This is a genomic window from Varibaculum sp., from assembly GCF_008661855.1.
Taxonomy (GTDB): domain Bacteria; phylum Actinomycetota; class Actinomycetes; order Actinomycetales; family Actinomycetaceae; genus Varibaculum; species Varibaculum timonense_A.
In genome coordinates, this window is record NZ_RPZY01000006.1 from 1 (window position 1) to 21,150 (window position 21,150).

Below are 21,150 nucleotides of genomic sequence, written 5' to 3' on the forward strand. Positions count from 1 at the left end.
GGCTCAACCAATGCCACCCCCGACCAACCCGCCCCAATACGCCAACGCCCGCGACTACAACCCCAACTACCAAGACGGATCCCTACACATCCGCAAAGGCTGGACAGGACACTAACCCACCCCGACACGCCCGAAAAATACACACATTTTAGGTATTAACCCCTACCAACCGCCTGGAACCCGCGCCGACAAGCAAAAACGCCCATCCTGATACTTCGCCCGACCTCGCCAGGCTTGGTATCAAAATGAGCGTCTAAGTGGTGGAGCTAGCGGGGCTCGAACCCGCGACCCTCTGCTTGCAAAGCAGATGCGCTACCAGCTGCGCCATAGCCCCTTAAGGGAAGCTGGAAATCCCGCTTACAGGTATTTCCAAACTCCAGCATCGGTGCGTAAGTCATTTGCTGCATTAATCCCCCAGGCTAAAACCACCACTATGAACAGCAGTTTCACGATTCTTCTCAAAATCTACCTACCTGGTTGATTGCCGAAACAAATACCTTTCGCAGTGGGCCTAGCTGGGCTCGAACCAGCGACCTCAGTCTTATCAGGACTGCGCTCTAACCAACTGAGCTATAGGCCCATGATGTCCATCCGTGAACACCATTGCAGATTACAACATTCCTAACCCGGCTTTCAAACCCGGCATAGGTGCGTTTTGTCACGCCCTTTCCGAGAGTGTCATCCACCCCGAAAAACGTTAGGAATGCCAGTAAAACTACTCGTCCGTCAGCGACAATTTAACTCCGCCAACCAGCGAAGTCGCCAAGTTATAAATCAAAGCCCCCACGGTACAGAACGCGGTAACCAAAATTACGTTGGACACTGCGATAATGGTGCTCATTGCCATAACCCGCGGCAGACGCAGATAATCAATCATGGAGGCAATCGAACCGGTGGGATCAATATCGTTAATAAAGTTCTCCACCGAGCTAAACACATTCATCGAATTCAGCAGCAGCCACACCAGCAGACCCGCCAACACCATGGCAATCCCCAAAGCTACTGACAGCAAAAACGAAACTTTCATCACCGTCCACGGGTCAATGCGGGAAACTACCAGTGAGATTTGACGTGGTTGATATTCTCCAACTTTAGACGAGGACGCCTCATCCTGGATCGGCTCTCCCCCCTGGACAGTGGTGGCAGTATCAGCACTCGACACGCCCTTATTAGCCTGCGGAATCGAGGACCGTACCCCTGTATCTTTTCCAGGTTTATTGGGTTTCTTAACCGCCGGTTTCAAGGATTCTTCTTCCTCTAGCTCCGAAGATTCCCCGATAGTCGCACCTATTTCGGAGCGTTCGCCCTCACCGTTATCTAGCTCAGCTAACTCCGCCTGGTCGGTTAGGGGTTTGCTATCATCGGTTTTCCCATCAGTAGAATCCGAATCAACCTGCGATGATTCCACGTCCGGGTAGAGATTTCCCTCGCTCTGCTCTAGGCGAGTCTTATCTTGATCTTTATTATCTGTTGTCATTGATTAGCCTCTCGCTAAAGCTCGCTGGTTTCGGTTTCCAGTGCGGACACTGCCTGATTCAGTTCCTCAGACTGCGCCTCATCAGATTCACTATCGTCTGTCTTCTCATTATTTAACGCCACAGCCAAGACCGCATCCCCTTTCGCGGGACGAGTGAAAATTACCCCCTGGGTGTTGCGACCGGTACGCGGAACCTCATCCACCCGAGAACGCTGAACCTTGCCGGACTGCATAATCACCATGACTTCATCATCGTCATTAACAATCAAGGCTCCCACCAGGTCACCCCGCTCAGCCACCAGGTTCGCAACTTTTATTCCCAAACCGCCACGACCCTGGACACGGTACTCATCTACCGAGGTCCGTTTCGCGTATCCACCCTCGGTTACCACCAAAAGGTCACTGTCGGGGCGAGTAACGGTCATTGCTAACAGATGGTCGCCCTCACGGAACTTCATACCTCGCACCCCGGAGGTGGCGCGACCAGTAGGACGCAAAGCCTCATCACTAGCTAAGAACCGCAGCGATTGTCCCCTATGCGAAACCAGCAGCAGTTCATCGTCACCATTAACCAGTTCGGCAGAAACTACCTCGTCAGGGGCACCATCTTCCATTTCCCGCAGGTTGATCGCGATTAGCCCGCCGGTACGGTTGGAATCGTATTCGGTAAAGCGAGTCTTTTTCACTAGCCCTGAGCGGGTGGCCAAAGCCAAATACTCGGCCTCATCATAGGAGCTGAACGCTAGTACCTGCGCGATTTTTTCCTCTGGTTGGAACGCTAAAAGGTTAGCTACGTGCTGCCCCTTGGAGTCACGTCCTCCCTCGGGTAGTTCATAGGCTTTCGCCCGGTAAACCCGACCCTTATTAGTAAAGAATGCTAGCCAGTGATGCGTGGTAGTAGTAAAGAAGTGATCTACCACGTCATCTTCACGTAGCTGCGCCCCTTTAATCCCTTTACCGCCACGTTTTTGGCTACGATACTGGTCAAGGCGGGTACGTTTCACATACCCGGAATGGGTAATAGTGACCACCACGTCCTGTTCTTCGATTAAATCCTCAATCGACATTTCCCCAGCGAACGGCACAATCTTGGTGCGCCGCTCGTCGCCGTATTTATCGACAATCTCGCCCAATTCGCTGGAAATAATTCCCCGCTGGCGCTCCGGGCGAGCCAAGATGTCTTCTAAATCTTTGACCCGCTCCTCTAGTTCGGTGTGTTCATCTAGGATTTTTTGACGCTCGAGGGCGGCCAGGCGGCGCAGTTGCAAAGCCAAGATTGCATCCGCTTGGACTTCATCTACCCCCAGCAGCTCCATCAGGGCGCTGCGTGCCTCATCAGCTGTTGGTGATTGGCGGATAGTAGCAATCACCGCATCTAGAGCATCTAGAGCCATCAGGTAGCCCTGTAAAATATGTAGCCGCTCCTGCGCCCTCTTCAGGCGGAAGTTAGTGCGTCGCACGATTACTTCTAACTGGTGTTTAACCCAATTGGAAATAAATCCATCAATAGATAAAGTACGCGGAACCCCATCTACCAGCGCCAACATATTGGCAGGGAAGGAATCCTGCAACTGGGTGCGTTTATAGAGGTTATTTAGAACCACTTTAGGAACTGCGTCCCGTTTGAGCACAATCACCAGGCGCTGCCCGGAGCGATCGGAGGATTCGTCACGGATATCCGCGATGCCCTCTATTTGTCCGTCCTTTACCAGTCCGGCGATTTTTGCCGCCAGATTATCTGGATTTACCTGGTAGGGAAGTTCAGTAACCACCAGGCAAACCCGGGAGTTGATTTCTTCTACGTTTACGATTGCCCGCTGCACGATGGAGCCGCGACCGGTGCGGTATGCCTGTTCAATCCCTTTGCGCCCTAAAATGGTGGCGCCCGTGGGGAAATCAGGTCCTTTAATCCGTTCTATCAGGGCTTCTAGCAGTTCTTCGCGGGAAGCATCCGGATGGTCAAGCGCCCACTGTACCCCGTCGGCAACTTCGCGCATATTGTGGGGAGGAATCCGGGTTGCCATCCCCACTGCGATCCCCTCGGAGCCGTTTAATAGCAGGTAGGGTAGGCGTGCCGGTAGAACTGTGGGTTCTTGGGTGCGCCCATCATAGTTGTCTGTAAAATCGACGGTGTCTTCATCGATGTCCCGCACCATTTCCATCGCTAGGGGCGCCATTTTACATTCCGTATAGCGCGGAGCTGCCGGTCCTAGATTTCCTGGGGAACCAAAGTTTCCTTGCCCAGAAACCATCGGGTAACGCATAGCCCAGGGTTGTACTAGGCGAGCTAGCGCATCATAAACCGCGGCATCACCGTGGGGGTGGAAATGCCCCATCACGTCACCGACTACGCGCATACATTTAGAGAATCCAGAGTTGGGACGGTAGCCACCGTCATACATGGCGTAGAGAATCCGCCGGTGTACCGGTTTTAGACCGTCACGTACCTCGGGAAGGGCGCGCCCTACGATTACGCTCATTGCATAGTCGAGGTAGGAGCGTTGCATTTCGGTCTCTAAATCAACCTGGTTGATGTGACCTTTGGCTTGGAAGAGACCGGAGGCATTGTTTTCGTGGTTTTCTGCCACGGGGGTATCTCCTGCCCCGAATGCTGCGCCGGTGTGCTGCGCCTTTTCGGAGGAGTCTGCTTGCTGGTTTTCTTGATTGTCTATTTCGCTCATTTTCTTGCCTGTCCCTTAAATATCCAAGAAGCGCACGTCAGTGGCGTTACGTTGAATGAAAGCTCGCCGTGATTCCACGTCCTCGCCCATTAGCATCGAGAAAACCTCATCGGCACTGGCGGCCTCGGATAAGGTTACCTGTTTGAGCATCCTATCTTCGGGGTTCATAGTGGTTTCCCACAGTTCTTGGGGATTCATTTCTCCGAGCCCTTTATAGCGTTGCACCCCGCCCTCTTTCGGGAGGCGCTTGCCATCGGTTTTGCCGCTTTCTAGATATTGGTCACGTTGGCGATCGGAGAACACGAATTGGTGCGGTGCGTTCGACCATTTTAGCCGGTAAAGCGGGGGGCAAGCGATAAATACGTGCCCTTTTTCAATTAGAGGACGCATATAGCGGAACAGCAATGTCAGCAGCAAAGTGGCGATATGCTGTCCGTCCACATCGGCGTCCGCCATAATCACTATCGCGTTATAGCGCAGCTTGGAGATGTCGAAATCTTCCCCGATTCCGGTACCGAACGCGGTGATTAGGGACTGGATTTCTTGACTGGAGAGGGCGCGGTCTAGACGCGCTTTTTCTACGTTTAGAATTTTTCCTCGAATCGGCAGGATTGCCTGGTGAGCCGGGTCACGCCCTTGCACGGCCGAGCCTCCTGCGGAGTCGCCCTCTACGATGTAGATTTCGCATTCGGAGGCATCACGGGAGGAGCAATCCCGCAGTTTACCGGGCATAGAGACGGATTCGAGGGCGGATTTGCGCCGGGTTGCTTCCCGGGCTTTGCGCGCTGCTACCCGCGCGGTCGCCGCCTGCTGTGCTTTTACCAGGATTGCTTTCGCGTCCATGGGGTGGGCGTCTAGCCAGTCACCCAGTTTGGAATAAACCTGCTGTTGGACGAAGGTTCGCGCCTCAGTGTTTCCCAGTTTGGTTTTGGTTTGCCCCTCGAACTGGGGCTCGGTTAGTTTCACCGAGATTACGGCGGTTAAACCTTCGCGGATATCGTCACCGGTTAGGTTTTGATCTTTATCTTTGAGAATGCCCTTATCGCGGGCATATTTATTCATCAAGCTGGTGAGGGCGGAGCGGAAACCTTCTTCGTGGGTTCCGCCCTCGGTGGTGTTAATAGTGTTCGCGTAGGTGTGTACGGACTCGGAATAGGCGGTGGTCCATTGCAACGAGATTTCTAGGCTGATGGAGGAATCTTCGTTTACTGCCTCAAAATCAATGATGTCAGGGTTGATTACCTCAGCTTTTTTGGAGTGGTTAATGAACTCTACATAGTCGCGTAAACCGTTTTCGTACATGAATGATACTCGCCGGAATCCGGGAACTGGATCATCCGCGGTTCCTTGCGCATCGCCAGTAACCAGATCGCCGGCATCGGTTGCTTCGGGGCGCTCATCGGTGAGGGTGATGCGCAGCCCCTTGTTCAGGAAGGCCATCTGCTGGAAGCGTTGCCGCAAAATCTCGAAACTGAAAGTAGTGGTCTCAAAGATTTCCGGGTCCGGATAGAAAGTTTGCTGCGTTCCGGTTTGGTCGGTTTCTTCCCCGCGTTCTAGTTCGGTGAGGGGATGCCCGCCATTGCCGAAGGATTGTCGCCAGGCGTAGCCTTGCCGTTTCACCACGGTATCCATCCGGGTTGAAAGGGCGTTTACTACCGACACGCCTACCCCGTGTAGACCACCGGAGACTGCGTAGCCTCCGGAGCCAAATTTTCCACCGGCGTGCAGAATAGTCATTACTACTTCGACCGTGGGGCGTTTTTCGGTGGGATGGATATCCACCGGGATTCCGCGACCGTTGTCGCTGACCCGCACCCCGCCGTCTGCCTGGAGGGCGACCTCGATATGGTTGCAATAGCCGGCCAAGGCTTCATCAACGGAGTTGTCTACCACCTCGTATACCAGGTGGTGCAGACCGCGCTCCCCGGTTGAACCGATATACATACCGGGACGTTTGCGTACTGCCTCTAGTCCCTCTAATACTGTGATGTCGTCCGCGCCGTATTCGTGCTGGACTTGCTGCTCACCCAGATCAGCCACCTGCTGAATCTCCTTGACCTAGTTCGCTGGCCCCGAGCCGGTTATTCCCGACCAGTGGGCGCTGTTCACCCCAGGGCATTCACGCCGAAAATCTGGCGCTCACTGACCCTATTCTACCGTGAAAGCCTCAAAAACCCACATTTTACGGCTTCAACCCAGTTTTCGGGGGAAAGTCACTTTTTTACTTTCGGCGCGCCTAACGCAAAATTCAGGAGGACGCACCAGCTCCTGCTAGTTTTCCGGAAATACTTAAGGTCTGGGTTTTATTTGAAGCTTCAGACGTTCCGGTGGCGTTATCAGAGCCGCAGGCGGCCAAGCTGGTTGCTGAAAGGGCAAGACCAGCGATAATAGCTAAAGATTTAATGCTCTTGCGCATATCTTTCCTTCGATTCTTTTTGATCTTTCATTGACACTTGCAAGGTAAGTCAAAAAGTTAACGCCGCTCTGACCGCAAGGTTAATTCTTGGTTAATTTTTCAGTTCCCAAAGATTTTGGGCCGGCAGGATTTCCTGCCGGCCCAAAACATTGCCCAAGAACTTATGGGCAGTAGCCCAAACTTATTTCATCTGGGATTCTTCCGCTGGAATACCACCCTTTATCTACTGCTTAGAGGTTTTACGTCGTTGCAGATAAATAGCCGCCCCGGTAAGGGTGAACATTACCGCTAGCAGTAGGCTAGTTGGCGAGGCTCCGCTGCGGGAAAGGTCTTGAGAACCCTGGGTACCTTTTTGACTGCTCCCTTTAGGTGGAACCGGTTTTTGGCTCTGTTTACCAGTATCCGGTTTATCGGTGGGGAGGGGTGGTTCCGGTTTATCCGTAGGCTTGGGAGCCGGAGGATTGTCTCCTGGAGTGGGCTGAGAACAAGGAACGATTGCGGGAATAGTGAATTCCCAAGTTTGCTCAGCTCCGGGAGCTAGCAGGTATCCGGGCTGCAAAACTGCTTTTACCTGCACACTATTACCGTTAGTTACCTGTTGATATTCGGCTACGCCCTCTAGCAGTTTCGGTAATACTACCTGAGCCTTTTCCCCACATTTCACCTGGTCAGCACTTTGGAGACTGGGAGCCAAGGGAGTGACGGTTTTTGCGTCAGACAGGACATAAACATGTCCAGCTTGGGTTTTAAACTGAATATGTTCATTATCCAGAACCGTTAAATCAACCAGTTTATTGGTGGTTTGGTCTAGGATTTTTTGTTTTCCGGCATCAGTAAATCGCAGTACCGCATCTTTTCCTTGATTCGATTTAATCTGCAAAACATTGATTTTGCCGGACTGCCATTGCATCGCAACCTCAAAGTTGCCACGAGCTACTAGACCACTCACGCTGCCTTTCCCGCTCCAGGCATCGGGTAGAGCCGGTAACAGATTCATGTAATTGTGGTATTTCGTTCCATCTTTCGTATAGGTGGAGTTGGACTGCAAAAGCATTTCATTAATACCAGAGGTGTTACCGAAGTTTCCGTCAATCTGGAATGGGGGATGGGCATCAAACAGGTTGGGGTACATAGCTTGTTTAAGCTGTTTTTCCACCAATTGGTAGGCATGATTTCCGTCCCCGGTTCGTGCCCAGGAGTTAATGCGTTGTCCTACTCCCCACCCGGTTGCATCATCACCGCGCTGACGCATACTGTATTTGGCTGCTTCCATATATTTCGCGTTATCAACGGTAATCAAGTCACCGGGGAATAACCCTAATAAATGGGACATATGACGATGATTCTTCTGATAGCTGGGAATATTAGTCCCATCTGCTTTTTTGCCTAATTGTCCCTCAAAGAACCATTCCTTTATTTGACCACTGTCACCTACCTCTATCGGTTTAAGCAAAGAGATAGCGCATTCAAATGACCGGTTGGACTGCGTAGACACAAAATTACCAGCATCATCTTTATTCCAGTTATCGGCTTTACATTCCCCACTACCTTTAACCAGGTTTTGGTCTTTACCTAGGACTTGGGCAGCTTCGATAGCATCATTTAACAGTTGCCAGACCAGCGTAGACTCATAGGCATTGCCATCAGTTCCCTGCGGACCGTGCTCGGGTGAATAAGCCACCCCGGTAGTTAAGCGTTCGCTGCCGTCAGCAGCTTTCTGGCTGCCTTTGTGCAACATATAGTTCACATAGAACTGCGCTTCTTCTTTCAGTAACGGATAGATAGTGTCCTCTAAGAGTTGTTTATCGCCACTAAACTCGTATGCCTCGTACACGTTTTGCAACAGCCAAGGCATTGCAGCCGGGCTCCAGCCCCAAGAAAAGTCCTTACCGGGGGCGGTCCAACCGTAGGCGGTGTTCTCGGTATGCGCCATATACCCTGCTCCCTGCCCGATGGGGGCATCCGGTTTGGAGGAAGCACCAGCATAGGTTTTAGCTGTCACCCTGCCGGGTTTCACTAAAGATTTCGCATAGCTAATCATGGGGGTTGCTAGCTCTGCCATATTCGCCGAATAGGTCGGCCAATAGTTCATTTGCAGATTCACGTTCATATGGAAATCTGCTCCCCACGGAGTTTTACCGTGAGCATTATCGTCAGCGGTGCTTGACCAGATTCCTTGCAGGTTCGAGGGCAGCTGACTGTTTTCGCGCGAGGAGCCGATAGTTAGGTAGCGTCCATAGTTATAGACCAACACCTCTAAAGCCCGTTTTTGCTTTTCATCGGCGCTTCCAGCTTTATAGGCTTGCAATAGTTTGTCGGTAGCTAACGCACCGTCTCCGTAGGTGGGGTCTTGTCCTAAATCAAGTTTTACCCGGTTGTAGATGCTTTGATGATCTGCGATATGATCCTTCTTGACCTGCGCATATCCTTTATTAGCTGCTTTTTGCACGTTTGCAGCCAAGCGGGTATCTAGCGCTTTCGCGTCCTCCCCGTTTCGATAGCTGGGGTAAGTGTTTTGATAATTGGTTCCCGCAGCGATATACAACGTCACGGCACCAGCATCTGAAATCTTTAATGCTTTTCCGTCATCAGAGCTAACGCTTCCCTCAGCGCCCTCTACAACTGCCTTTATCTTCGCGTTATAGAGCAAACCGTTGTTGCCCAAAGCGCCCTTAACTGTCAAGGTATCCCCGGTGACAGTGGTGGTTTCACCTTTCTTGGTGAACCCGCTGTTAGTTGGGAAAGTGACTTTAAGGTTCAAGGCTTTGGCTTGACTGGCAGTCAAACGAACCACCATAACGTTATCTGGGTTGGAAACCAAGAATTCCCGTTTGTAATCTACTTGACCGGAACGGAAACTAACATTTGCTTTCCCCTCGGATAGATTCAGGCTACGCTCATAGTTTTCTGCCGGTTGAGCACCTAAACCGTAATCGATATAGATATTGCCCCAGTTCTGGTAGGAGCCTTGCTCGTCAGCATTTTCACCTCCGGTCAGATTGGAGGGATTAACAGTTTGCGCACCTTGTTCTAGCTTCTGGTTAAGCTCACGTAAAGTGGCGCCATTTCTGCCTTTAGAGTCGTTATTGCCACCTTTATAGGACGCGCTGGTACCAGGGCCACCCGTCCACAGGGTTTCTTCGTTAAAGGTGATTCGTTCTTTGGCGATTTCTCCCCAAACAGTGCCTCCAACTTTACCGTTTCCAATAGGTAGGGTGTGGCGCTGCCATTTGTCGTCATCTCCTTTAACTGTTCCGTCAGGGATATTTCCATCCGCGGTTTGCGAGGCGGGCTGGGCGTACCAAAGAACGTCACTTCCTCGATTATCACCGGGGGTATCAACGCTATCTTTGCCAACGTAAACATGGAAAGTAGTTGCAACCTTGGGGTTTTCTTTAAGCGTGACTTTAATCGGGTAACTGCCGACGTTCTTGCCATCAAACGCAGAGGAATCTAAAACATATTTATCCGCAGCTAATACGGTTTTCGTTCCGGTAGCGGTTTCAGTTTTAGTTACTTCGATACCGCTGGCATCAAAGCTCTGCCCAACTTGGTAACGGATTTTAGGATTCTTGGTTACCTCAATAGTGAAAGGCGGTTGCTCAACTGTCATCAACAGCTGGGGAGCCATTTCCTGGTTAGCCCCCTGCAAAGCCCCGTTCGCGCCCTCGTAAGAAGCAAAGCGAATCTCGTTACCTTTATTCTCTTGTAGGGCGAAGGTAATGCTCTTATGTCCGGCTTTAATCTGGGAAGCCACAATTTCGGTAACATCTACGGTTACTTCTTTAGTGTTAGCGGGCACTATTTTTATGGCGTCGCCCGTATAGGTGGTGTTACCGAACTCGAAAGCGCCAGAGGTCGCAATCTTTGCGTTATCACTGCTAAAACTAGGACGAGTTGCCCAGGTAGCACTGCTAGGGGGACAACTGCTGGCCTGATTCGTGCATTTTTGGGTATCAACTGCCATGACGCTAACCGAAGTTGTATCGGTTGCCCGCGGTGAGCCTCTAAAGCCCACGTAGGTTAGCTTCAAAACCGCCTTTTGCGGTGCTTCCTCGTATTTAGTTAAATCAAAGGACAATAACCCCATTTTCGCGTCAGTGCCGTCTCTAACGTCACTTGAAACAAACTTTTCCCCAAAAACACCGTAATTAGTGCCGGGACGCAAAGCCCCAATATAGGGTTTGGCCGCCATAGAAGTTACTTTTTCGTTCTGCCATGACTGCAAGGTGGTATCAGCACTGGTGTAAACCGAGTTGGTAACCGTAGCTGGCTTCGGCTGGCTAGGTTCGGTGGAAGTATTTGTAAACTTGCCTTCCCAGCTCCAGTCACCTGGAGCCAATTCCCAACCGGGGGCTGCTGTTGCAGTGATTTGTACGGTAGTAGTTCCGTTGGTTACTTTGTGAACTCCGGGCGCAACTTCATTGCCGTTAATCAGGTATCTAACACCCTCAATTTTGGGAATAGTATAGGTGTCGTTATCGGTGCCATCTTTGTCGGTGAAGGTTGGAGCCTCAGGAGTGGCAGTGACGTAGCTTCCCTTAACATCAAGTTCGGCAGCTCCAGCAAATGCTTGGCCATTTTGAGCAGAAATAGCAGTAAATCTTATGTATTTAGCTCTATGAGTGGCATCAAAATTGATAGTTGTCGGCTTTCCGTCGGTTAAAGTGCCCTGCGCTGCTGGGTTCCATTTATTGGAATCCAAAGAATACTCGACCCGGTATTCTTTGACTATCCCGTTAGCGGGATAAGCATCTTGGCGGGGAGTGTACTTCAATGCAGAAACATCTGCTATTTTCCCTAAATCTATTTGTAACCAGTGCGGCATAGGTTTTACTCCACCACTATAGGCAGAATGCCACTGGGTATCCAGATTATTGTCGCAGGCATGTTTTGGCCAACCACTGTTACCATTGTTTTCGCCCGTGGCTTCATAGTCAGAGGCGGAACATTTCCAGTTTTCTTGGTCTAACCACTCACTCTTGCCAGCTGTACCCCAAGCTCTAAGTTCAGCTGCTCCGGCGAATGCCTGCCCGTTTTGTGCACTTTTAGCCGTTAATTTGAAATATCGGAACTCTTGTTTGTCTTTCGGTATTTCTATAGCTTTTTCTTCTTTATCATTTGCGAAAGTTCCGTCGGTTACGACAGTTTGCCAGTTATTTCCATCTTTTGAAACAGCTAAATCATACGTCTTGATATCGCCGTTATTACCTCCGCTTTGGCGAGGCAAGTAGGTCAAACGACAAACTTGATTTAACCGCCCCATATCAACTGTTGCGCTGTGAGGATACTGCGCAATGGCAGGATCCCAAGCGGTATGCCAAATCGTATTAGGATTATTGTCAATCGCGTATCGACCGAGGTCTTTCTCGTTTCCAGTAGCTTGTTCAGAATCGACTGTTATTTCCCAATCGCTTTGCGATATTTGCTGATAGCAGGGGTCTACCTTTGGTTTTTCAGATTGAGTAGGCTCTTCATTGGTAGGTCTACCCTCAAATAACAACACCTCAAATGGTTTCAATTGAATGTAATAGGGTTTATTGTCTATAACCCAAGAGTTCGTTTTATCATCCCGCTCGGTAAACTTAAATCGAGTAGCTTGACCACCAGGTATCTGCAAATCGGAAACAGCATTAATAGCTATGTACTTTGGCTGGTTGCTCGGATTTCGAACCGAAATCATTGCTCTGGCATCATCCGCGCTAGTTCCTGGATTATGCCAGGCAGCTGTCCCGTATACTTCCCCTTTTCCTGGAGAACCGCCTATCCAGTGCGTATCGGTAAGTAAATCAACATTTTGCCGAGCCCATTTCGCATTTTTGGCTATTTCGTCCCATGCAAATTTAGCGTTATCTGCTCCTATATTTTTAGCGTTAAAAAGGGTATTACGAAGATAAAGCTCTTGTAACCCAATCCCCATAGAGAAGAAATTCTTCAAATCGTTAGAGAAAGCGGTTCTCACCGATTTATTGGAAAAATCATGTGGCTGATTTGGTACTTGCCCATCAGTTCTGTCAGAAAAAATCACGCCATGATTCATAACCGAATTTATCGGAACCAGCGGATTCTCGACAATCATATTCTGATATACTTGCTGGTCACGATAGTTTACATATTTTTCTTGCGAATTTCCTTGTCCGGTTTGACCGGCATCATTTCCATCACGATAGATAGAATCTGCATACCAGAACCAGTAGGGTGATCCCCAGGTTCCAACGGTGGCATTAATCCACACATCTTTGTTTTTACCCCGCATATCTTGCATGAGTTCAAACAGTTTTTCATAATCGCCGATTAGTTCATTTTTAGCTCCGGTTATATACAAATCTCCTTGGGCAATGCCATCAAATTTGAATCCCTGCACCCCGTTATCCATCATGTAAAACACTTTGTCACGGAAGTACTTAAAATAGATTGGGTCAGATAAGCGCATAACTTTATTAGATTTTTCCCAAGGACGCTTGTTCTGATCTTGAAGTTTACTATTACCTAGCTGCGCTCTACGTTGAGCTGAAGTTCCGTATCCTCCAAAAGGAGACATCCACACTGATAGCTTTGCGCCCTGGCTTTCCATGACCTTGAGGTCTTCGCTAAACCCATTTGAGAATTCGGTGGGGTCGAAATCCCACACATTTAGTTTGCTTTCATCATTCTGTTTGGGGTCTCGCAAATAATCCCAACCATCGTCTACCCAATAAGAATCGACAGCAGCATCTCGCTTGTTCATTTCATCAAAAAACATTTTTTCTGCTGCCAGCATTTCCTGATGGTTAATCATCAGACGGGCAGAGCCGGTCGGTTTTAAATCAAACCAACTTTGGAAATGCAAGAAAGTACGCCGGGAGCGACAGCGTTCGCGCTCTATATAGTAGCTGAAAGCTCGCCTCATCTGATCTTGGGGTACTACCCCGATAGTGGTGGCTATTTCCCAAGGTTTACCCGGCAGGAGGTCGTGGACGCGGGGTAGTTTCACAAGAGCTTTTCCAGAGGAAACACTGACCTTTGCTAGCGGACTCTCACCTCCCACCCAGGCGGTTTCTTTTTTATCTTGTCCTAACAGGATTGGGGAGCCGTCATCTTTACCTTCGACTCGTCCAGTAACCTGTGCATCAACCATAGTTACGTTAGTAATATCAACGGGCTGGTTACCTGGATTTTCTATTTCCAGCACTTGCCGAACATAATTTGAGTCTTCTAGGAGCTCTGCCCGATACACCAGTTTCAGTTTTTTAAGCTCATCTGGAATGTTTTGTCCGCCTTGGAATACTTGAACTATTGCTTTCCCTGGGTAAGCGTCAGCGAATGAACCAGTGTTCTGCTTGGGGGTAAGGGAGACTACCTGTGGTTGTGAGGCAGCAGAGAAACTTTCTAAACTGATTTCTTTCCCTTGATAGGTAAAACTAAACGCAGATTTAGAACTGAAGGGGACTTGCGAGTTAGTTAGCTTGTTTTCTACTTTTTTAATTGCAACCCCGGAAGTGAAATCGAAATCCACCGAGATGGCATTGTTTGCAATATTAGCCACTTTCCCATTTACGCTAGCTGTTGCCGTGCCCGGCAAAGTTCCGGGGAAAGTTACCGGATTTTTGGTCGGCTGGGATAGGGAGGGCGCCGCCTGAGCATCGGGAAGAGGGCTGACTATCGGAAGTACGCTAAAGGTTAGAGCGAGAGGCAAAGCCATTAATACTGATAGCGCTCTAAAGTAGGTTTTCATCATTGATAACGTCCCAGAAGATAGTAAACGGAAGTGGGGGTTTGCAGCTTATTGCAATCAGCATTGATTCAACACCTGCTCGTTCAGAATACAGCCTGCCAGATAGTAAAGACAAATGAGGTAGTGCACAGCCCCGGTATGGTTTCAGGAATCAAAAACTGTAAAAACAAAAGGCTGTCTGCCTGGAAGATTTTCACTTCCAGGCAGACAGCCTAACTCAGGGTTAGGGTTTAGCGTGCCCGTCTGCGCAACGCCAACCCAATACCGACAGCGCTCAGCGATAAAGCAGCAAGCAGTCCGGCAGTGCTTCCAGTAGAAGCAATCCCAGATTCAACTCGCACTTTCCTCTTACCCTGATTAGCTGCACTTTGATTACCGGTTTTATCTTTACCAGTAGTACTACCCTCTTTATTCCCAGGGGTAGCGGAGCTGCCACCAGGACCGGCAGGATTAGTCCCTGGGTTATCCGGTTTTTCGGGATTATCAGGCTTATCTGGCTGCTGCGGATTATCCGGCGTTCCCGGAGTGTCCGGCTTTTCAGGAGTGTCTGGCTTATCTGGGGTAATCGGTGCATCTGCCGCTTTTAACGCTTTGATTGCCGAACGCAAATCATTTAACGCCTTGTCCACATCGGTTTGCTTAGCATTCTTATCAGAATTTACGTCTTTAGCTTTTTGCAGATTCTGTGCCAGCTGTTTCCAGGTTTCTTCACTGTAATCCTTCTCAGCAAGCGCCCCAGCAGCCTGAATCGTGTTATCAAGCAGAACTTTATCCACCGGTTTCTCGGTGGGAATCTCAGGGGTAGGATCAGCCGGCTCTACTTCGCCACCTGATTTCTTCAAACCCTTAATAGCCATTTCCAAAGCGTTAGCGCTCTGATCAATCTCATCTTGGCGAGCAGTCGGATTGGCTTGCACCCCTTTGGCTGCCTGTAACGCCCCGGTCAAAACTTGCCAGGTAAAGACCGTATAGTCGGCTTCTTTAAGCTGCTCTGCTTGGGAAATCTGGGTATTTAATGCGGTTTTATCTGGCATATCGCTAGCATCAACCCCAGAAAGTTCGTTTACCTGCCACCATTTATTAGTTTCTTGCAGATTACGAACCCGGATAGCTTTTGCTTGCACCGGAGTTTTCAAGGTAGTTGTTTGCACCTTGTCCCCATTAACATCAGCCAGCTTTTCCCAGTTAGTGCCATCAGCGCTATATTCCAAAATCCCACTGTCGATAGTGTCATTTCCCGGGCCTTGCGCAAAAGTAACTTGCTTAAGATTCAAAACTTTCCCGTAATCAACGGTTACCGCAGCTCCCACCGGAGTTTTGTCCCTACCTTCACCTTCATAAGGGTCACGTTTCAACCATAACGGGGTTCCGGCTGGGTTTCCGTCAGTCACATTCGATAGCTCCCCAGAATGCTTTTGCATACTGGTCAAGGTAACTGTAGGAGAAACTTTATCGGTTCGATTAACCTCGATTTCTTTAACCACAAACCAGGCATCACGGGCATTATCTGCGGTAGCAATCAAACGTGCACCTCGAATCTGTTTCAGATTCAAGTTCTTCAAATCTACAACGGTTCCGGTCAAACCAGTTTTCCCGGGAACATCATTCCAATTGGTGCCATCAAAAGTTTGCAGTTTAGCCCGATCGAAGAAATCTTTACCGCCTCCTAACACAAAAGTTAAACGGTCAGCATCGAAAGGCTTGTCGCTGGTGATTCCGGCAAAAGTTCCGGCAGTAATCTTGTTCGGATTTTTGTAGGTCACCCCAGTTCCATCGTTACCATCCATTACCGAGGCTATATTCCCCTCGGGGGTATCACTGCGACTGGTTACATACTGATAAATCACCGCATCGGGATCCAAGGCGCGAGCAACCTTAGATTTTAGGCTGCGCGCCATAGCGGCAACAGTTGGAGTTAAATAGGCTTTACCAACTTTGGCATATTTTGTTTCGTTCACGTAGTTAAAACCATGCTGATTATAGGCACTTAGCTGGGCATTCCCGGCTAAATACTTGTTTACCAGCCCATCTTTATCATTATCTAAATGAGCGGAATAGGCATCAAGATACAGTTCGGCAGTCTTTACTAAATCAACGAACGCCCCTAGCCAAGGTTCCATTTGCGAGCGCATAGCCACATTCTTGGCTTTACTGCGATAGGTATCTACCGCCGGTTTAATGTCGGTATAAACCTTGCGCACCTTTGTGATTTGTTCTTTCGTGACCTGATTATTCTCCAGAGCACGTTGGAATGAAACCAGAGTATCTTTAACCTCCGCAGATTCTCGTCCTTCCCAAGTAGCTCCCCCACCATACATTCGCCGCAGATGCTGCGAAAGGTCGCGCAAAGCATTTGCTGCATCACTAGCTAGCGGAGAGTTATTATCCAGGTAACTAAAGGAATCCAGCCAAGTCTTATCAGCGTGATCTAGGCTGCGCCACAGATTCCAAGAAAAATCAGCATTCATGAAAATTCCCTGTTTGCTGGGTTCTGACTGCTGCATCGGATTCATAACCAAGCCCTCTAATTGACCAGGTTGAACATTCAGACCAAGGAAATTTTCGTAATTTCCCATATGGAGAGCATCTTTATCGTTATCGGAACAGGGGAAATTCATCCACATAAATGTGGCTCTACCACCGGAATTATTCTTAAATCTACCGAGGAAATCGCCATCAGCTTTACCCCAAACTCGTCCTCCTGTATTAATTACTTTCACAGTTTCCGGAAGCTGGTTGTACCAAGCTTCCCCTGCTCCCCCGTAATTAACCGGACAGAAAATGATTACCTCTTTTAGACCGGGATATTTAAGCTCACCGTTAGCAGTCTTTTCTTTTTGCAGCTGTTTAACCCAATCAGTGAGGTCTTTAAGCAATCTGATATATAAATCGTTGCCCTGATTTTTGGCATCATCTGCCAGAACTGAAATCTGACGTACCCCCGCATCAATTACTTGCCGATATTTAGCCTTCGCTATTTTCAAACCTTGATCATAGTTTCCGCTGGTAATCGGGTTATACATAAAGGGGTGCAGGGCGTAAACAAACCGGGTCTTAGATTCATTACCCGCTTTAGCTAAAGGCGCGATTTTATTATTCAGCTCTTCACTGCTGTAAAGCTCCCGCCATTTCGCGTTGTGTTTCGGATCGTCCTTGGGGGCATAAATATAGGCATTAAGCTTGTAGTAGCCTCCCCATTCCATGAGGTCAATACGGTTTTGGGTGCTCCAGGGATTACCGTAATAGCCTTCAATGAAACCGCGCGTGGGCACATCCGCCCAATCGGTTACGGTGAGGGCGTTTAGAGAGGTTTTCCCATTATCAGACGGTATTTGCTGAAGTATTTGATAAAGAGTAGTTAAACCGTAATACGCCGAATCCGTATCGCGCCCTAAAACTAAAATTTGCGGCGGATTCCCCTCAGTTCCGGGGATTGCAGCTAATAGATAAGAATCAGTTTTTTCAAAAACCGCCGGATCATAATCTAGTTTTCCCGCAGCTTTTAAGGCTGCCACCTGTTTATCAACTACTCCGCCAGAGCCTTTGATTCCAACCAGCACAGCCAGGTTAGCTTTCGTAGATAGCTGTTCCTTAGGCAATCCCACAATCTTTTGCAAGGCCAGCGCATCATCTAAACGCCGCGCGGTGTCAGAATCTATACCGTCCTCAACTACCAGGTCTGCCACTCCAGATAGGGAAAGCTTTCCGGTTTGATATGCGACTTTATGCGGGGTGGGATAAATCTGATAGCTGCCGCCTGCCTGCGCCTGACCCTCTTCGCTATTAGCAGGTTCTGCATGAGCGGGTATCGCCCAAACCAACATCAGAGCAATTGAAAGCACGGACACTACCAACAATTTGCCTATTTTTAGCTCTCGAAGTCGGAAATAACTCATTAAATGTCCTTTCAAAACGGCATTCATATCAGAGAATGGGCGGGGATTCGCGCTGTTAAAATCATGCTTCTTCACATAATCAAGCAGCCGAAAGTATGCTCATTAGTTTAGCATCTCCAAGGCGTTAAACGATTAAAACTTTTTCCCTAACCAGGGCGATAGCTGTCCGGTTCCCCAGTTAAATTTGGCTTTAGAGCAGATTTGCCCGCCACACCAGGGTGTAATAAGGCAAAGTCACGCTTTGCTCAGGGTTTAAAGCTAAATCATCGAATAAATAAGAGCGCAGATTGGCTTGCATATGGGCTTTGCCGCTCCAACTAGCTCGCAAATAGGAAGAACGGGTTTTAGCGAGGGCGAAAAGCGCGGAAACTGGCAGCGAGATTCCCCATTGAAAAAGACTAAGTTCGGGTCGGCTAAACTGTTTTCCCAGTTGGGGAAGCTTATCGGGGTGATGAACATCTCCTGAACGCATCACCCTAGAAAGCCGCTTTACCCAGGGAAACGACACATTCATTTGGTTATATACAATCACTAGCCGCCCACCGGGTTTAAGTACTTTAGCTGCTGTCGCGCAAGCCGCCTCCTTATCAACCCAGTGCCAACATTGCGCAAAGCACAGCGCATCAAAGGTTCCGGGTGCAAATAATTCGGCCACGTCCTCGGCTTTCCCGGCATATAAGGGAACTTGCGGGAGGACGCGCTGAAACATTTCCCGCATTCCCGCTGCCGGCTCTAGGGCGCTAACCGCTACCCCCTGCGCCAAAAGTAGCCGCGTAAACTTACCGCTACCAGCACCTACATCTAGAACTTGCGGGTTTTTTAGTCCCGCTACAGCCGCCTGAACAGCTGGAAGCGGATAGTTAGGTCGGTAACGTTCATATTCATCACCAGCCAAGGTGTAAGGATTTCCTCCCCCAGCAGCGCCACCCACCCTATTTTTATCGGTAATCGAACCGGGAGACGGACCAAACTTAACCATAGGTATCGCGCGGACCGCGCCCTTTCACCGAACGTGGGCCATGCTTCCAAGAGGGCGCTTTTGGTCCTAAGATAATCAAACGTTTAATCACCACCGAACCGGAATAATCCTCAATTAATCCCATCAGCTGCGGAATTAGATTCCTAAGCTCCGATGCCCAGCGGGTAGAGTCGCAGCGCAACACTACGTCCCCGTCTTTAATGGATTCAATATGTGCGTGTTGCGCGACCTGAACGCCAACTATTTTCGCCCAATCAGCTTTCAGCTTCCCCGCATCTAGCTGAGCGTTTAACCCGAACTGGCGCACATATTTTTTCCAAACCATTCCCAAAGGGCGCGGATCTCGCCGCGACCAGCGCCCTCCGTGACCTCCCTCCGCAAGCCCTGGAGAGGGCTGTAAACCGGCTAGACCGGGGACTTTATCGCGGGCATAGCTATCGTTTACCCCTTTAACCTGCCCTAGAGAGATTTCTGCGGAAACTGGCAACGCTTCATCCTTGCCCACAGATTGAGAAGCTATCCCATCCCAGTTACGCCGTCCCCGCAAACGGCGCAGCTCCTCGCTGGACATTCTCACTAGCCCTTTAGAAAAAGCATGTTCCTGGGCGGCGCGAATAGCCTGTTGGGTATAGGTGAGCGCTGGTTCAGGCTGATTTGTGCTCATCAGCTATCCTCAACTGTGCCGGTCAGGTCAGTAGAATCAACCCTGGTCAGCCTCGAATCCGTATTGGAGTGACTCATCTCAGAGTTGTCCATCGCAGTGATGACGCTGCCCTGACCTCCCCGCAAAACCTGGAAAAATTTCCCCTCAATTTCACTGGGTAAATCCTTACGGTTAGTGGCAGTAATCAATACCTGGTCAGCGCGGTTCATAAAATCCAGCAGCGCAGATCGGCGAGCCGGATCTAGTTCTGCAAACACATCATCGAGAATCAAAATCGGGGTTTTGCCACCTTGACGCAGCAGCTCAAACTGTCCCAGACGTAAAGCCAGGGCAGCGCTCCAAGTCTCTCCGTGAGAAGCAAACCCTTTCACCGGCAGAGTATCTAACATCACCGCCAAATCGTCACGATGCGCACCCGCCAGATTCACCCCTCGACTAAGTTCTTCTTCGCGGCGCGCTGCGAAAGTCTCTTGCAGCGCGCCCGCAACTGCCTGTGGATTGGTCAAATCACTGGGAGGCTCAAAGGAGGGAACATAAGATAACCCCAAAGTTTGGGAAGAGTGTGCGCGATGGGTATTTCCCAAAACCAGCAAATATGCCTGGGCAGCGTGTGGGGATAACGCATTGAGAACCCGCACCCTACCAGCAATTAAACGCCCAGCAACCTGCGATAACTGATTATTCCAAACCTCAAGAGTGGAAAGCTCTAGAGAAAGGTCTGCGCCGCGCCGCTTCTTTTTAGCCGCCTGTTTTAAGAGGGCTCCCCTCTGCCGTAAAATCTTTTGATGCTGAGCGATAGTACCGGCTTCTACCGGCCACATTTGCACCAGTAAATCATCTAGAAATCGACGGCGAACTGCGGGGTCACCTTGTAAAATATCTAAATCTTCGGGAGAAAACAGGGTAGTAGCAATCAAACCGCGAATATCTTTTAACGGCACTGGAGTTCGCGCCAAACGCCCCCGATTAGCTCTTCCGGAAACAATCTCTAAATCTACTTGGGTTTCCCGCTCCCCTAAATGGGCTTTCACGCGAATAACTGCGCTAGAGGGCGCACTGGTTTCCTCCGGGCTAGGTTGGGATTGCCCGTTTTCTCGACTCAGTAACGCCGCTGATTGCGGCGCAAAGCGCACCAAGGCACTATCGGCACTAATGCGGTGGGAATGGAAGTTGGTCAAATACCCCACGGCCTCCACGAAATTCGTTTTACCTTGACCGTTAGGACCAAGCAGTATATTTACCCCCGGCGATAACCGGGCTACACAATGATGAAAACTACGGTAATCATCTAAGGCAATATCGGTAATATACATGACCGTGCAA

The 21,150-nt window shown here is 49.6% G+C and carries 9 protein-coding genes and 2 tRNA genes; all 11 read right to left on the reverse strand.

All coding sequences use genetic code 11. The features are described from left to right. Positions 1 to 258 precede the first annotated feature (258 nt). Positions 259 to 334 (reverse strand) — tRNA-Ala (locus QZT94_RS00385). Between the two features lie 172 nt (positions 335 to 506). After that, positions 507 to 580, reverse strand: a tRNA-Ile gene (locus QZT94_RS00390). 135 nt (positions 581 to 715) lie between these two features. Next, on the reverse strand, positions 716 to 1,477 hold the full coding sequence (locus QZT94_RS08865) for a DUF3566 domain-containing protein (protein ID WP_333558167.1): 762 nt from the start codon (positions 1,475 to 1,477) through the stop codon (positions 716 to 718). A 14-nt stretch (positions 1,478 to 1,491) separates the two neighbouring features. Continuing rightward, positions 1,492 to 4,158: a DNA gyrase subunit A gene (gene gyrA, locus QZT94_RS00400; RefSeq protein WP_296761904.1), complete on the reverse strand. Its 2,667-nt coding sequence runs from the start codon at positions 4,156 to 4,158 to the stop codon at positions 1,492 to 1,494. 15 nt (positions 4,159 to 4,173) lie between these two features. Further along, positions 4,174 to 6,189: a DNA topoisomerase (ATP-hydrolyzing) subunit B gene (gyrB, locus tag QZT94_RS00405; RefSeq protein ID WP_270626618.1), complete on the reverse strand. Its 2,016-nt coding sequence runs from the start codon at positions 6,187 to 6,189 to the stop codon at positions 4,174 to 4,176. A gap of 217 nt (positions 6,190 to 6,406) precedes the next feature. Then, positions 6,407 to 6,574 (reverse strand): hypothetical protein, encoded by a 168-nt coding sequence (locus tag QZT94_RS00410; protein WP_296761906.1) that lies wholly within the window; start codon positions 6,572 to 6,574, stop codon positions 6,407 to 6,409. A gap of 223 nt (positions 6,575 to 6,797) precedes the next feature. After that, positions 6,798 to 14,291, reverse strand: coding sequence for a glycoside hydrolase N-terminal domain-containing protein (locus QZT94_RS00415; protein ID WP_296761908.1), 7,494 nt, complete (start codon positions 14,289 to 14,291; stop codon positions 6,798 to 6,800). Positions 14,292 to 14,518: 227 nt separating this feature from the next. Continuing rightward, positions 14,519 to 18,184 carry a beta-N-acetylglucosaminidase domain-containing protein gene (locus QZT94_RS00420; protein WP_270626409.1) on the reverse strand — a complete coding sequence of 1,222 codons (3,666 nt, stop codon included), beginning with the start codon at positions 18,182 to 18,184 and terminating at the stop codon, positions 14,519 to 14,521. Between the two features lie 190 nt (positions 18,185 to 18,374). Continuing rightward, complete coding sequence (locus QZT94_RS00425) at positions 18,375 to 19,163, reverse strand: class I SAM-dependent methyltransferase (RefSeq protein WP_270626408.1); 789 nt, start codon at positions 19,161 to 19,163, stop codon at positions 18,375 to 18,377. Then, on the reverse strand, positions 19,156 to 19,827 hold the full coding sequence (locus QZT94_RS00430) for a DciA family protein (protein ID WP_079985936.1): 672 nt from the start codon (positions 19,825 to 19,827) through the stop codon (positions 19,156 to 19,158). The genes QZT94_RS00425 and QZT94_RS00430 overlap by 8 nt, the downstream gene beginning before the upstream one ends. Then, positions 19,827 to 21,140, reverse strand: coding sequence for a DNA replication/repair protein RecF (locus QZT94_RS00435; RefSeq protein ID WP_270626405.1), 1,314 nt, complete (start codon positions 21,138 to 21,140; stop codon positions 19,827 to 19,829). The genes QZT94_RS00430 and QZT94_RS00435 overlap by 1 nt, the downstream gene beginning before the upstream one ends. Between the last annotated feature and the right edge of the window lie 10 nt (positions 21,141 to 21,150).